Source organism: Methylosinus trichosporium OB3b (genome assembly GCF_002752655.1).
GTDB classification, from domain to species: Bacteria; Pseudomonadota; Alphaproteobacteria; order Rhizobiales; family Beijerinckiaceae; genus Methylosinus; species Methylosinus trichosporium.
Genome location: NZ_CP023737.1, coordinates 3,337,823 through 3,349,625, shown reverse-complemented (window position 1 = coordinate 3,349,625; position 11,803 = coordinate 3,337,823). Strand labels below are relative to the sequence as shown.

Annotated in this window: 13 protein-coding genes; 5 read left to right on the top strand and 8 right to left on the bottom strand. The window is 66.4% G+C overall.

Features of this window, described 5'->3' with window-relative positions; all coding sequences use genetic code 11:
- Window positions 1-57: 57 nt before the first annotated feature.
- Both CQW49_RS16030 and CQW49_RS16025 read right to left on the bottom strand, forming a co-directional pair.
- The gene (locus CQW49_RS16030; RefSeq protein WP_003611723.1) at window positions 58-483 is read right to left on the bottom strand and encodes a VOC family protein; all 426 of its coding nucleotides are present in this window, start codon (window positions 481-483) and stop codon (window positions 58-60) included.
- A gap of 10 nt (window positions 484-493) precedes the next feature.
- Window positions 494-1,495, bottom strand: a complete 1,002-nt coding sequence (locus tag CQW49_RS16025; protein WP_003611725.1) for a small ribosomal subunit Rsm22 family protein — start codon at window positions 1,493-1,495, stop codon at window positions 494-496.
- Between the two features lie 149 nt (window positions 1,496-1,644).
- On the opposite strand from CQW49_RS16025, the gene leuC reads away from it, so the two are divergent.
- Window positions 1,645-3,054 (top strand): 3-isopropylmalate dehydratase large subunit, encoded by a 1,410-nt coding sequence (gene leuC / locus CQW49_RS16020; protein ID WP_003611727.1) that lies wholly within the window; start codon window positions 1,645-1,647, stop codon window positions 3,052-3,054.
- Between the two features lie 3 nt (window positions 3,055-3,057).
- Window positions 3,058-3,480, top strand: coding sequence for a metallopeptidase family protein (locus CQW49_RS16015; RefSeq protein WP_003611729.1), 423 nt, complete (start codon window positions 3,058-3,060; stop codon window positions 3,478-3,480).
- Window positions 3,481-3,617: 137 nt separating this feature from the next.
- Here CQW49_RS16015 and thrS read toward each other — a convergent pair whose 3' ends face one another.
- A complete protein-coding gene (gene thrS / locus CQW49_RS16010) occupies window positions 3,618-5,549 on the bottom strand; it encodes a threonine--tRNA ligase (RefSeq protein ID WP_003611732.1) in 1,932 nt (643 codons plus the stop codon).
- Between the two features lie 195 nt (window positions 5,550-5,744).
- Here thrS and CQW49_RS16005 point away from each other — a divergent pair, with 195 nt between their 5' ends.
- The 3 genes from CQW49_RS16005 (at window position 5,745) to CQW49_RS15995 (ending at window position 7,605) form a co-directional block, all read left to right on the top strand.
- The gene (locus tag CQW49_RS16005) at window positions 5,745-6,056 is read left to right on the top strand and encodes a multicopper oxidase domain-containing protein (protein WP_157926089.1); all 312 of its coding nucleotides are present in this window, start codon (window positions 5,745-5,747) and stop codon (window positions 6,054-6,056) included.
- A 26-nt stretch (window positions 6,057-6,082) separates the two neighbouring features.
- A complete protein-coding gene (locus CQW49_RS26115) occupies window positions 6,083-6,865 on the top strand; it encodes a Spy/CpxP family protein refolding chaperone (RefSeq protein ID WP_003611736.1) in 783 nt (260 codons plus the stop codon).
- 107 nt (window positions 6,866-6,972) lie between these two features.
- Complete coding sequence (locus tag CQW49_RS15995; RefSeq protein WP_003611739.1) at window positions 6,973-7,605, top strand: outer membrane protein; 633 nt, start codon at window positions 6,973-6,975, stop codon at window positions 7,603-7,605.
- 13 nt (window positions 7,606-7,618) lie between these two features.
- On the opposite strand, the gene phoB is transcribed toward CQW49_RS15995, so the two are convergent.
- From phoB to pstC, 5 genes are read right to left on the bottom strand one after another with little or no spacing between them, the layout of a single operon-like run.
- On the bottom strand, window positions 7,619-8,362 hold the full coding sequence (gene phoB, locus CQW49_RS15990) for a phosphate regulon transcriptional regulator PhoB (RefSeq protein ID WP_003611740.1): 744 nt from the start codon (window positions 8,360-8,362) through the stop codon (window positions 7,619-7,621).
- On the bottom strand, window positions 8,359-9,081 hold the full coding sequence (gene phoU, locus CQW49_RS15985; RefSeq protein WP_003611741.1) for a phosphate signaling complex protein PhoU: 723 nt from the start codon (window positions 9,079-9,081) through the stop codon (window positions 8,359-8,361). The genes phoB and phoU overlap by 4 nt, the downstream gene beginning before the upstream one ends.
- A gap of 33 nt (window positions 9,082-9,114) precedes the next feature.
- Complete coding sequence (gene pstB, locus CQW49_RS15980) at window positions 9,115-9,900, bottom strand: phosphate ABC transporter ATP-binding protein PstB (protein WP_003611742.1); 786 nt, start codon at window positions 9,898-9,900, stop codon at window positions 9,115-9,117.
- Window positions 9,897-10,736 (bottom strand): phosphate ABC transporter permease PstA, encoded by an 840-nt coding sequence (gene pstA / locus CQW49_RS15975; protein ID WP_003611743.1) that lies wholly within the window; start codon window positions 10,734-10,736, stop codon window positions 9,897-9,899. The genes pstB and pstA overlap by 4 nt, the downstream gene beginning before the upstream one ends.
- Before the next feature lie 4 nt (window positions 10,737-10,740).
- Window positions 10,741-11,661 carry a phosphate ABC transporter permease subunit PstC gene (pstC, locus tag CQW49_RS15970; RefSeq protein ID WP_420845623.1) on the bottom strand — a complete coding sequence of 307 codons (921 nt, stop codon included), beginning with the start codon at window positions 11,659-11,661 and terminating at the stop codon, window positions 10,741-10,743.
- Between the last annotated feature and the right edge of the window lie 142 nt (window positions 11,662-11,803).

The window sequence follows — 11,803 nt, the reverse complement described above, 5'->3', positions numbered from 1 at the left end:
GCGGTGTTTCGAGAATGCGAGCCTGAAGGCTCGCGGTCCAAGTCCCGGCTCCTCTCGTCAGCTCGACGGCGAGCCGTCGAGCGGCGCGTTCAATATCCATCTATGGCCGAACGGGTCGCGCAGCGCGGCGTAGCGCGTGCCCCAGAAGGAGTTGGTCGGCTGCGTCTCGATCTTGGCGCCGAGCTGGCCGGCGCGGGCGACGATGTCGTCGACCTCCTTGGCCCGGTCATATTCGAGGCTGATCGACACCGTCACCTGCTCGCCGGGCAGCGGTGGGCGGGCGTGGCCGAGCTCGGGGAAAACATCGGCCAGCATCACCGAGCCGCCGTTGATGGCAAGCTCGCAATGGGCGATGCGCAGCCCGTCGACCGAGGGCATCAGCGCGCGCTGCTTGGCGCCGAAAGCGGCGGTGTAGAAGGCGATCGCGCCGGCGGCCGGCGTGACGGTGAGATAGGGCGCGACCCTCGGGCGCTGCGTGGTCATCTGTGCATGCTCATGGCTCGGCCGTTTCCTCGGGGGCGAGCGCGTCGCCCCAGCCCTTTTTCTTTATAGGACCGAATCTGCGCTTATCGCGCTTTTCGACCACAGCTTCGTCGATTCCCGCCCGCGAGCAAAGCTTTATCCTTAATCCATGCTTGAGGGCCGCCGGCCGCGCCAGCGCCCGCGCCGCGGCGGGCGCCCCCGGCAGGCTCGCGCGCGCGGCGACGAGATAGGCGAATTTCTCGTCCTCGAAGGGCGCATCGGCGCCTTTGGCGAGCTTGTGATCGCGCGAGCGCGCGAGCCGCACTGAAAAATGACACCAGTCCGGCGGCGCGATCGGACAGGGCGCCTCATGCGGACAGGGCGCGAATATGCGCGCGCCGGCGGCGACGAGCCGCGCCCGCGCCGTCATCAGCCGGCGCCAGTCGCGCGGCGTTCCCGGCTCGACCATGATGAGCGCGCCGTCGCAGGCCGCGAAGGCGGCGTCGACGACCGAAGGGAGCGCCTCCTCTGCAATCTCGGTCAACGCATAGCTCGCGACGACGAGATCGAAACGCTCCGCGGGCGGGGAGGCGAGATCGGCCTCGACGAGCCGCGCCCGCGCCAGCGCGCCGACGCCGCTCTCGCCGAGCCGCCTCGCCATGTCGAGAAAGGCGCGGCTGCGGTCGAGAAGGGTCGTCTCCTCGATGTCCGGCCAGGCTTCGCGCGCGGCGAGGCTCGCGGTCCCGAGGCCGGCGCCGAGATCGAGCAGGCGGCGCGGCCGAAAATCCGGAGCCTGCTCGGCGAGCCGGCCGAGCGCGTCGATGGTCGCGGCATAGGTCGCCGGCAGGCGCGTCAGCGCATAGGCGAGCGCATCCGTCTCATCCGCTATCGCCTGCGCCGTGCGCCCTTGGGCCCGATAGATCGCCGAGATGCGCGCCGCGCGCTCGGCCAATTCCTTACGCGAGCGCTGATCCATGAGGCGCGCCACGGCCGCCGCGAGATCGGCCGGGAGCGTCGTCGAAAACCCTGTCACGTCGGTTGAGCCTCCCGCTTCGGCGTCGCCGAGATTAGATATTCCAAGCCGCCCCTGTTGCGGGTAGAACCGGACCCGACAATGGACGAATTCGCATGAGGCCGGAACCGCCGAGGCGCCGGCCTCCCGCGTCGCGAGGATTGAGACAAATGGCCGAACGCCCGCGCACCCTCTACGACAAGATCTGGGACGACCACCTCGTCCACGAGCAGGAGGACGGCGCGTGCCTCATTTATATCGACCGCCATCTCGTCCATGAGGTGACGAGCCCGCAAGCTTTCGAAGGCCTGCGCGTCTCCGGCCGCAAGGTCCGCTCGCCCGAGCGCACGCTCGCCGTCGTCGATCACAATGTGCCGACCACCGATCGCTCCAAGCCAATCGAGGACCCCGAGAGCAAGGCGCAGGTCGAGCAGCTCGCCATCAACGCCGCCGAGTTCGGCGTCGAATATTACAACGAGCATGACGCGCGCCAGGGCGTCGTCCATATCGTCGGCCCCGAGCAGGGCTTCACTCTGCCGGGCTCGACCATCGTCTGCGGCGACAGCCACACCTCGACGCATGGCGCTTTCGGCGCGCTCGCTCATGGCATCGGCACCTCGGAGGTCGAGCATGTGCTCGCCACCCAGACACTGATCCAGAAGAAGGCCGCCAACATGCTGGTGCGCGTCGACGGCAGGCTGGCCGAGGGCGCGACCGCCAAGGACATCATCCTGGCCATCATCGGCGAGATCGGCACGGCCGGCGGCACCGGCCATGTGATCGAATATGCGGGCGAGGCGATCCGCGACCTCTCGATCGAGGGCCGCATGACCGTCTGCAACATGTCGATCGAGGGCGGCGCGCGCGCCGGCCTCGTCGCGCCGGACGAGAAGACCTACGCCTATCTGCGCGGGCGGCCCAAGGCCCCGCAGGGAGAAATGTTCGACGCCGCCTGCCGTTACTGGGACAGCCTGCGCAGCGACGAAGGCGCGCATTACGACCGCATCATCACGCTCGACGCCGCGAGCCTGCCGCCGACGCTGACCTGGGGCACCTCGCCCGAGGATGTGGCGCCGATCACCGGCGCCGTGCCGACGCCGGACAGCGTCGCCAATCCGGCCAAGCGCGCCGCCATCGCCCGGGCGCTCGACTATATGGGCCTGAAGGGCGGCGAAAAACTGACCGACATCGCCATCGACCGCGTCTTCATCGGCTCCTGCACCAATGGCCGCATCGAGGATCTGCGCGCCGCCGCGGCGATGATCGCCGGCAAGAAGGTGAGCGAACGCGTCAACGCCATGGTCGTGCCGGGCTCGGGCCTCGTCAAGGCGCAGGCCGAGGCCGAGGGGCTGGACAAGATCTTCCTCGCCGCCGGCTTCGAATGGCGCGAGCCCGGATGCTCCATGTGCCTCGCGATGAACCCGGATCGCCTCGCTCCCGGCGAGCGCTGCGCCTCGACCTCGAACCGTAATTTCGAGGGCCGCCAGGGCTATAAGGGCCGCACCCATCTCGTCTCGCCGGCGATGGCGGCGGCGGCGGCGATCGCCGGACATTTCGTCGATGTGCGCAGCTGGAGATAGGCCATGGCATCGCTCGACGACAATGCTCTCGCCGATTTGCGGGCTCCGACCCTCGAGGATCTCGAGGTGCTGGCGGACGCCGCCTTCGCCGCGCTGCCGTCGCGCTTCACGCGCCTTTGCGAAGGGCTGGTGATCCATGTCGAGGATTTCCCGGAAGAGGAGGTCCTCGAGGAGATGGAGTGCGAGACCGAGTTCGATCTCTTAGGCCTCTTCCGCGGCCAGGGCCTCGCGCAACGAGACGCGGAGCCGCGCACCGGCGAGGCTCCCAATATGATCTGGCTCTACCGCCGCCCGATCCTCGATTTTTGGGCGGACGGCGAGAACACGCTGCAGGAGGTGATCACTCACGTTCTCGTGCACGAGATCGGCCACCATTTCGGCCTCTCGGACGAGGATATGGAGGAGATCGAGCAGAAGGCGGGGTGAGCGAGGCGAAAAAAGGAAGGGCGCTCTACGACTTCCAATATCGTCGTGACGGCGCGGGCCCTCATCCGACCTCGCTTCGCGAGGCCACCTTCTCCCGCGGCGGAGCGGGAGAAGGGATCACCCGACATTCTCGCCCCTTATTCCTTCACATCCGGCGGCGTCGCCTCCTCCGCCAGCGCGGCCAGCGCATCGGCGAGGGTCGCGGAGCTTTGCGCCTGCGAGCCGAGCCGGCGGATCGAGACCGTGTGCTCGGCCGCCTCCTTCTTGCCGACGACGAGAAGCACCGGGACCTTGGCGAGCGAATGCTCGCGGACCTTATAGGTGATCTTCTCATTGCGCAGATCGAGATCGACCGCGAGGCCGACATTGCGCGCCTCCGCCGCCACTTCATAGGCATAATCGTCCGCATCTTGCGTGATGGTGCAGACGACGATCTGCAACGGCGACAGCCATAGGGGCAGATGGCCGGCGTAATGCTCGATCAGAATGCCTGTGAAGCGCTCCAGCGAGCCGAACATGGCGCGATGAATCATCACCGGCGTCTTCTTCTCGCTGTCCGAGCCGATGTAGAAGGCGCCGAATCGGCCCGGCAGGTTGAAGTCGACCTGCGTCGTGCCGCATTGCCATTCGCGGCCGATGGCGTCGCGCAGAGTATATTCGAGCTTCGGGCCGTAGAAGGCGCCCTCGCCCGGATTGACGCCGGTCTTCAGGCCGCGCGCCTTCAGCTCGTCGAGCACCTTGTAGAGCGCCGCCTCGGCCTTGGCCCAGGCTTCGTCGGAGCCGACATGCTTCTCCGGCCGCGTGGAGAGCTTCACCACGACGTCGTCGAAGCCGAAGTCACGATAGATCGTCAGGATGAGGTCGTTGATCTTCAACGCCTCCTCCATGATCTGATCCTCATTGCAGAAGATATGCGCATCGTCCTGCGTGAAGGCGCGCACGCGCATCATGCCGTGCAACGCGCCGGACGGCTCATAGCGATGCACAATGCCGAATTCTGCGATCTTCACCGGCAGGTCGCGGTACGACTTCAGCCCGTTCTTGAAGATCTGCACATGGCCGGGGCAGTTCATCGGCTTCAGCGCGAAGATGCGTTCGTCCTCGGTCTTGGTGAGGAACATGTTCTCGCGATAGGTCTGCCAATGACCCGACGTCTCCCACAAGGCGCGGTCGAGCACCTGCGGCGTGTTCACCTCTTTGTAGCCTGCGGCCTTCTGGCGCCGGCGCATATAGGAGACGAGCGACTGGAACAGCGCCCAGCCCTTCTCGTGCCAGAAGATCGTGCCCGGCCCCTCCTCCTGGAAATGAAACAGGTCCATCTCGCGGCCGAGGCGGCGATGGTCGCGCCGCTCCGCTTCCTCGAGCCGATGCAGATAGGCGTCCAGCTCCTCCTGCTTGGCGAAGGCGGTTCCATAGATGCGCGAGAGCATCGGGTTGTTGTGGTCGCCGCGCCAATAGGCGCCGGCCACCTTCATCAGCTTGAAGGCGGTTCCGACCTTGCCGATCGACGGCAAATGCGGGCCGCGGCAGAGGTCGAGCCAATGGCCCTGGCGATAGATTTTCAAATCTTCGCCGCCGGGAATGCTCTCAATCAGCTCGCGCTTGAAGGCCTCGCCCCTGGCGGTGAAGAATGTCTTGGCCTGATCGCGCGTCCACACTTCTTTCGTGATCGCGGCGTCGCGCGCGACGATCTCGCGCATCTTCTTCTCGATCGCCGGCAGATCGTCCGGCGTGAACGGCTCGGAGCGATAGAAGTCGTAATAGAAGCCGTTCTCGATCACCGGGCCGATGGTGACCTGCGTGCCGGGGAACAGCTCCTGCACCGCTTCGGCGAGCAGATGCGCGCAATCATGGCGAATGAGCTCCAGCGCGCGCGGGTCCTCTCTGCCGACGAACTCGATTTTCGCGTCGCGGTCGATGGGGTCGGCGAGGTCGCGCAGCTCTCCGTCGAGCGCCATGGCCACGGTGCGCTTGGCGAGGGAAGGGGAGATGCTCTTGGCGATGTCGAGGCCGGAGACGCCCGGCTCGAATTGACGGGACGCCCCGTCGGGGAAAGTCACGGCGATCATGATCGTCTCCTTTGCGCCCACTCGCCGATACGAATCGGCGTAAGTCGCGAAGATCGGGCAAGGCCCGAACGGCGCCTGATTAAGAGCAGACGCCGCGCTTGGCAATGAAAAAGGGCCGGAGACACCCGCCGCGCTGGGGCAAGATGCCACAGTCAAAGACACGGCTCCCGACGCTTAAATCACAGACTGACGCTGTTGAAACGAGCTCGCGCTCGCCGGAGTTCAGTCCATGACGCAAGGTTCCGCCCCCTCTCGCCGCCGCTTCCTGCTCCAGGCCGGAGCGGGAGCGGCGGCGCTGGGGCTGCCCGGCGCGACGCAGGCGATGCAGGGCATGCGCGACATCCCACGCCGCGCGCCCAATCGGGCGTCGCCGGGCTTTCATCCCGATGTCGAGATCGAGCTCGTCTGCCGGTCCGCATCGCCGAGCCGTCCGAACGCTTCACGTATCGCTGTCACATCCTCGAGCACGAGGACATGGAGATGATGCGCGAGTTCCAGGTGGAATGAGGCAATTGCAAAAAAGGGAGGACGATATGAGGACGATCTCGAAATGGACTGTGGCGACCGCGACTCTGCTGCTGGCCCTCGGCGGAGCGGCGTCGGCGCAGCAATGGCAATCCACGCCGCCGAGCGGCGGCGCCGACCATGGCATGTCCGGCCATGAGCAGAGCGGCGGCGAGAGCCATGGCGGCGAGAGCCATGGCGGCATGAACCACGGCGGCATGGATCACGGCGGCATGGATCACGGCAAGGGCGGCGGCGGGGGCATGGGCGGAATGGGGGGAATGGGCGGCATGGGCGGAATGGGAGGAATGGGTCATGGCGGAATGAGCCATGGCGGCATGGGTGGCGGCGGCATGGACCATGGCGGCATGGACCATGGCGACTCGGCCAAAGCCGCCGAGGGCGAGGGACATGACAAGCACGGCGGCATGGTGATGAAGCGCCTGTGCGGTCCCGCGGACCATGTCGAGGGGCGGCTCGCCTATCTTAAGGCAGAGCTGCAATTGACCGACGCCCAGGCGCCGCAATGGAATGCCTTCGCCGACGCCTATCGCGCGGCCGGCCAGAAGACCGCGCAATTCTGCGCCGCCGCGAAGGACCATAAGATGACGGGCGGCGTGCTGGAGCAGCTAGAAATGATGGAGCGTAATATGAGCGCTCATCTCGATCAGGTTCGCGCCATCAGAACGGCGGTGGAGCCGCTGTTCGCAACGTTGACCGACGAGCAGAAGAAGGCCGCCGAGGAGGCCATGACAGGCGTGATGGAAATCGGCATGGGCGGCAAAGGTGGAATGGGAGGCATGAAACACTAGAGCTAGAGATCGCCCCTATCGAGAAACATTCCGGACACTCCTCGACAAATTCGAGAGACACGCTTCGGCGACAAGCGGTGTCTCGGCTTCGGGAGAGGACTCTGCGAATGAGGAAAACCGTTTCAGCACTGGCGTCGACCTTCGTGCTTCTCGCCGGCGACGTGCGCGCCGCCGATCTCCCGCCGCAGGCCACGGTGTTCGGGGGAGCGCGGCCCGCTTACGCATGGAGCGGTGTCTACGCCGGTCTGAACCTCGGCGCCGGGCTGTCGGCGTCGGGTCTCGACCGCAGCGGCATCCTCGGCGGCGGGCAGCTCGGTTACAATTACCGGCTCGGCCCGCTGTTCGTCGTCGGTCTCGAGACGGATTTTCAGGGAACGAGCCTCGGCGGCGACAGCGGCCGGTACGGTTTCCCCTCGCCGAGGTTCGACTGGTTCGGCACGGCGCGCGGCCGCGTCGGCGTCCTGCCTTTCAGCGATCATCTCCTCTTCTTTGGAACCGGCGGCTACGCCTATGGCCATGACGGCGACCGCATGCACGACGGCTGGACCGCGGGCGGCGGCCTCGAATGGGCCTTCGCGCGCGATTGGTCGGTCAAGGCGGAATATCTCTACACCGATTTCGGGGCTGGCGGACAGCCCCGTTTCCCCGCGCCGCGACGCGTCGACGATTTCCACTTCATGCGCGCCGGCGTGAACTATCACTTCGACCTGCTCTCGACGCAGGCCGAATTCGTCCACTGAGCTGCTTCGCCGCTCAGCCTCGCCCGAAGGTCTCGTCGAAGGAATAGCCCGTTCCGCGCACGGTGCGGATCGGGTCCTTCTCGCGGCCGCGGATGATCGCCTTGCGCAACCGGCCGACATGCACGTCGACAGTGCGCTCGTCGATCTCGGCCGAGAGACCCCAGACGCTGTCGAGCAGCTGCGCGCGGGAAAAGACGCGGCCGGGCTTCTCCATCAGATATTCGAGCAGCCGAAACTCGGTCGGCCCGAGATGAATCTCGCGGCCCGCCCGCTTCACCCGGCGCGTCTCGCGATCGAGGTCGATGTCGCCGGCGACCAGCCGCGTCGCGACCCGCTCCGGCCGCGCGCGGCGCAGCAGCGCATGCACGCGCGCCATCAGCTCCGGCGTCGAGAACGGCTTCACCACATAATCGTCGGCGCCGACCGAGAGGCCCCGCACGCGCTCGTTCTCGTCGCCGCGCGCGGTCAGCATGATGACCGGCATGGTGCGCGTGTCGTCGCGCGCGCGAAGGCGCCGGCAGATCTCGAGGCCGGAGACGCCCGGCAGCATCCAATCGAGGATGACGAGATCGGGCAGCGATTCGGACAAGCGAATCTCCGCCTCGTCGCCACGCTCGACATGCTCGACCTGAAAGCCCTCCGACTCGAGATTATAGGCGAGCAGAAGGGCGAGCGCCGCCTCGTCCTCGACGACGAGAATGCGCGGCGCCCGGTCGTTCGGCGTCTCGCGCGACGCCGAGACGCGGACTTCGTTCATGGCGTCTGCTCTTTCGTGTCATCGGACGGCGTCGCCGGCCTGCCGCCCTTGGGCCGTTCGGTCGGCATGGATTCGCCGGTGACGAGATAGACGATCGTCTCCGCCACATTGGTGGTGTGATCGCCGATCCGCTCGATATTCTTCGAGCAGAACAGGAGATGCGTGCAGAAGGAGATGTTGCGCGGATCCTCCATCATGAAGGTGAGAAGATCGCGGAACACCGAGTCCTCGAGCGCGTCGAGCTCCACGTCATTGGCCCACACCGCCTTGGCGCGCTCGACGTCGCGCTGCGCATAGGCGTCGAGCACGTCCTTGAGCTGCAACGAGGCGACCTCCGCCATCGTCTTCAGCCCGATGATGGCGCGCGGCACGCGCGCCTCGGCCAATATCTTCACCGTGCGCTTGGCGATGCTCTTGGCGAGGTCGCCGACGCGCTCGAGATCAGCGGCGATGCGCATCGCCGCGATGCACTCGCGCAGATCGACGGCGAGCGGCTGCCGCCGCGCGATGGTGAGGATGGCGCTCTCTTCGATCTCACGCTGCAGCGCGTCGAGCCGCGTGTCGGTGGCGACGACGCGGTGCGCGAGCTCGGTGTCGAAATTGGCGAGGGCGTCCATCGCCTCGCCCAGCATTTTCTCGGCGATGCCGCCCATCTCGGCGATCCGGCGGCCGAGCGCCTCGAGATCCCGGTCGTAGGAACTGACGATATGTTCGCTCATGGTCTCGTCCTCATGCGCCGCGCGGCGCGCGCGTCAGCCGAAACGGCCGGTGATATAGTCTTGCGTCTTCTTGCTCTGCGGCGCGGTGAACAGAGTGTTGGTCTCGCCGAATTCGACGAGGTCGCCGAGATACATGAAGGCGGTGAAATCCGAGACGCGCGCCGCCTGCTGCATGTTGTGGGTGACGATGGCGATCGTGTAGCGCTCCGACAATTCGTCGATCAGCTCCTCGACCTTCGCGGTGGAGATCGGATCGAGCGCCGAGCAGGGCTCGTCGAACAGGATCACCTCCGGGTGGATGGCGACGGTGCGGGCGATGCACAATCGCTGCTGCTGGCCGCCCGAGAGGCCGAGGCCGCTCGAATTGAGCTTGTCGCGCACCTCGTCCCACAGCGCCGCGCCGCGCAGCGCCGCCTCGACGCGTCCGTCGAGCTCGCTGCGCGAGAGCTTCTCATAGAGACGGATGCCGAAAGCGATATTGTCGTAGATCGACATCGGGAACGGCGTCGGCTTCTGGAACACCATGCCGACGCGCGAGCGCAGGAGATTGAGGTCGACGCTCGGGTCGAGAATATTCTCACCGTCGAGCAGCACCTCGCCCTCGGCGCGCTGCCTGGGATAGAGGTCGTACATGCGGTTCAGAACGCGCAGCAGCGTCGACTTGCCGCAACCCGACGGGCCGATGAAGGCCGTCACCTTATGGGTGTAGAGCGGCAGCGAGATCTTCTTCAGCGCATGCGACTGGCCGTAATAGAAGTCCAGATCGCGCACCGAGACCTTGGTGGAGGTTTTGGTTTCGATCACCGGCATGGCGGTCATTTGTGCTTTCCTCCGCTGCTGAGAGCGCGCGCTGTGATCGACAGGAGCAGAACGGCGATCGTGACCAGCAGGGCGCCGGTCCAGGCCAGCTGCTGCCAGTCCTTGTAGGGTGAGAGCGCGAATTGGAAGATGACGACGGGAAGGCTCGACAAGGGAGCGTTGAGATCGGTGCTCCAGAACTGGTTGTTGAGCGAGGTGAACAGAAGCGGCGCCGTTTCGCCGGAGACGCGGGCGACCGCGAGCAGGACGCCGGTGACGATGCCGGATTTGGCGGCGCGATAGGCGACGCGCAGCAGCATATGCGAGCGCGGCAGGCCGAGCGCCGCCGCCGCCTCGCGCAGCGGTCCCGGAACCAGCAGCAGCATGTCCTCCGTGGTGCGCACGACCACCGGCACGACGAGCACGGCGAGCGCGAGCGCGCCGGCGATGCCGGAGAAATGCCCGACACGCGCCACCACCACCGTGTAGACGAACAGGCCGATGACGATCGACGGCGCGCTGAGCAGAATGTCGTTGATGAAGCGCACCACCATGCTGAGCTTCGAATAGCGGCCATATTCGGCCATATAGGTGCCGGCGAGCATGCCGAGCGGCGTGCCGACGACGACGCCGATGACCGTCATCACCAGCGAGCCGGCGATGGCGTTGAGCAGGCCGCCGGTCGCGCCCGGCGGCGGCGTCATCTCGGTGAAGACGGCGGGCGTCAGCCCGCGCGCGCCCTCATAGATCAAGGCGCCGAGGATCAGCACGAGCCAGGCCAGCCCGAACAAGGTGCCGGCCCAGCACATCGCCTTGGCGACGACGTCGACGCGGCGTCGGTGGGAATAGAGCGACAAGGGGTCAGGCTCCCGATTTCTGCTCGATGCGCATCAGCATGAAGCGCGCCGCCGCCAGCACGAAGAAAGTGATGACGAAGAGGATGAGGCCGAGCTCGATCAGCGCGGAAGTGTAGACGTCGCCGACCGCTTCCGTGAATTCATTGGCGATGGTCGCCGAGATCGTCGTGCCCGGCGCGAGCAGCGAGCTCGACACACGGTGGGCGTTGCCGATGACGAAGGTCACGGCCATCGTCTCGCCGAGCGCGCGGCCGAGGCCGAGCATCACGCCGCCGATGACGCCGACGCGCGTGTAGGGAATGACGACATAGCGCATCACCTCCCAGGTGGTGCAGCCGACGCCGGAGGCCGCTTCCTTGAGCACGGGCGGCACGGTGTCGAACACGTCGCGCGAGATGGAGGTGATGAAGGGCAGCACCATGATGGCGAGGATGAACCCCGCGGTCAGCATGCCGATGCCATAGGGCGGGCCGGCGAAGAGGCTCGACAGCACCGGAATGTCGCCGGTCAGCGAGATCAACGCCGGCTGCACATGCTGCTGCAGGAAGGGCGCGAGCACGAACAGGCCCCAGATGCCGTAGATGATCGAGGGAATGCCGGCGAGCAGCTCGATGGCGACGCCGATCGGGCGACGCAGCGCGTGCGGGCACAGCTCGGTGAGGAAGATGGCGATGCCGAGCCCGAGCGGCACGGCGATGATCATGGCGATCGTGGAGGTGACCAGAGTGCCGTAGATCGGCGCCACAGCGCCGAACTTCTCGGTGACGGGGTTCCACGATTCGGTCGTCAGAAAGCCGAGGCCGAAGGCGCGGATCGCCGGCAGGGAGCCGTAGATCAGCGAAAAGATCACGCCGCCGAGGATCAGCAGGACGAGGATCGCCGCCGAGCGCGTGAGATTGTGGAAGAAGAAATCGAAGAGAGCCATGCGGCGCAGAACTTTGCCGCGCTCGACTTCGGCGGCGCGAGGCGGCGCCGCCACGATTGCCAGGTCTGACACGCTGTCGTCTCTCGTTTGGCGGTGGAAGCCGACGTCCATTGCACGCTCCAGGGGGCCGGAAATCGCCCGA

Bases quoted from the DNA above. Each gene is read 5' to 3' on its own strand.
- CQW49_RS15995 (WP_003611739.1), top strand. From the start codon at position 6,973: ATGAGGAAAACCGTTTCAGCACTGGCGTCGACCTTCGTGCTTCTCGCC.
- phoB (WP_003611740.1), bottom strand. From the start codon at position 8,362: ATGAACGAAGTCCGCGTCTCGGCGTCGCGCGAGACGCCGAACGACCGG.
- thrS (WP_003611732.1), bottom strand. From the start codon at position 5,549: ATGATCGCCGTGACTTTCCCCGACGGGGCGTCCCGTCAATTCGAGCCG.
- pstC (WP_420845623.1), bottom strand. From the start codon at position 11,661: ATGGCTCTCTTCGATTTCTTCTTCCACAATCTCACGCGCTCGGCGGCG.
- pstB (WP_003611742.1), bottom strand. From the start codon at position 9,900: ATGACCGCCATGCCGGTGATCGAAACCAAAACCTCCACCAAGGTCTCG.
- CQW49_RS16015 (WP_003611729.1), top strand. From the start codon at position 3,058: ATGGCATCGCTCGACGACAATGCTCTCGCCGATTTGCGGGCTCCGACC.
- CQW49_RS16030 (WP_003611723.1), bottom strand. From the start codon at position 483: ATGACCACGCAGCGCCCGAGGGTCGCGCCCTATCTCACCGTCACGCCG.
- leuC (WP_003611727.1), top strand. From the start codon at position 1,645: ATGGCCGAACGCCCGCGCACCCTCTACGACAAGATCTGGGACGACCAC.
- CQW49_RS26115 (WP_003611736.1), top strand. From the start codon at position 6,083: ATGAGGACGATCTCGAAATGGACTGTGGCGACCGCGACTCTGCTGCTG.
- phoU (WP_003611741.1), bottom strand. From the start codon at position 9,081: ATGAGCGAACATATCGTCAGTTCCTACGACCGGGATCTCGAGGCGCTC.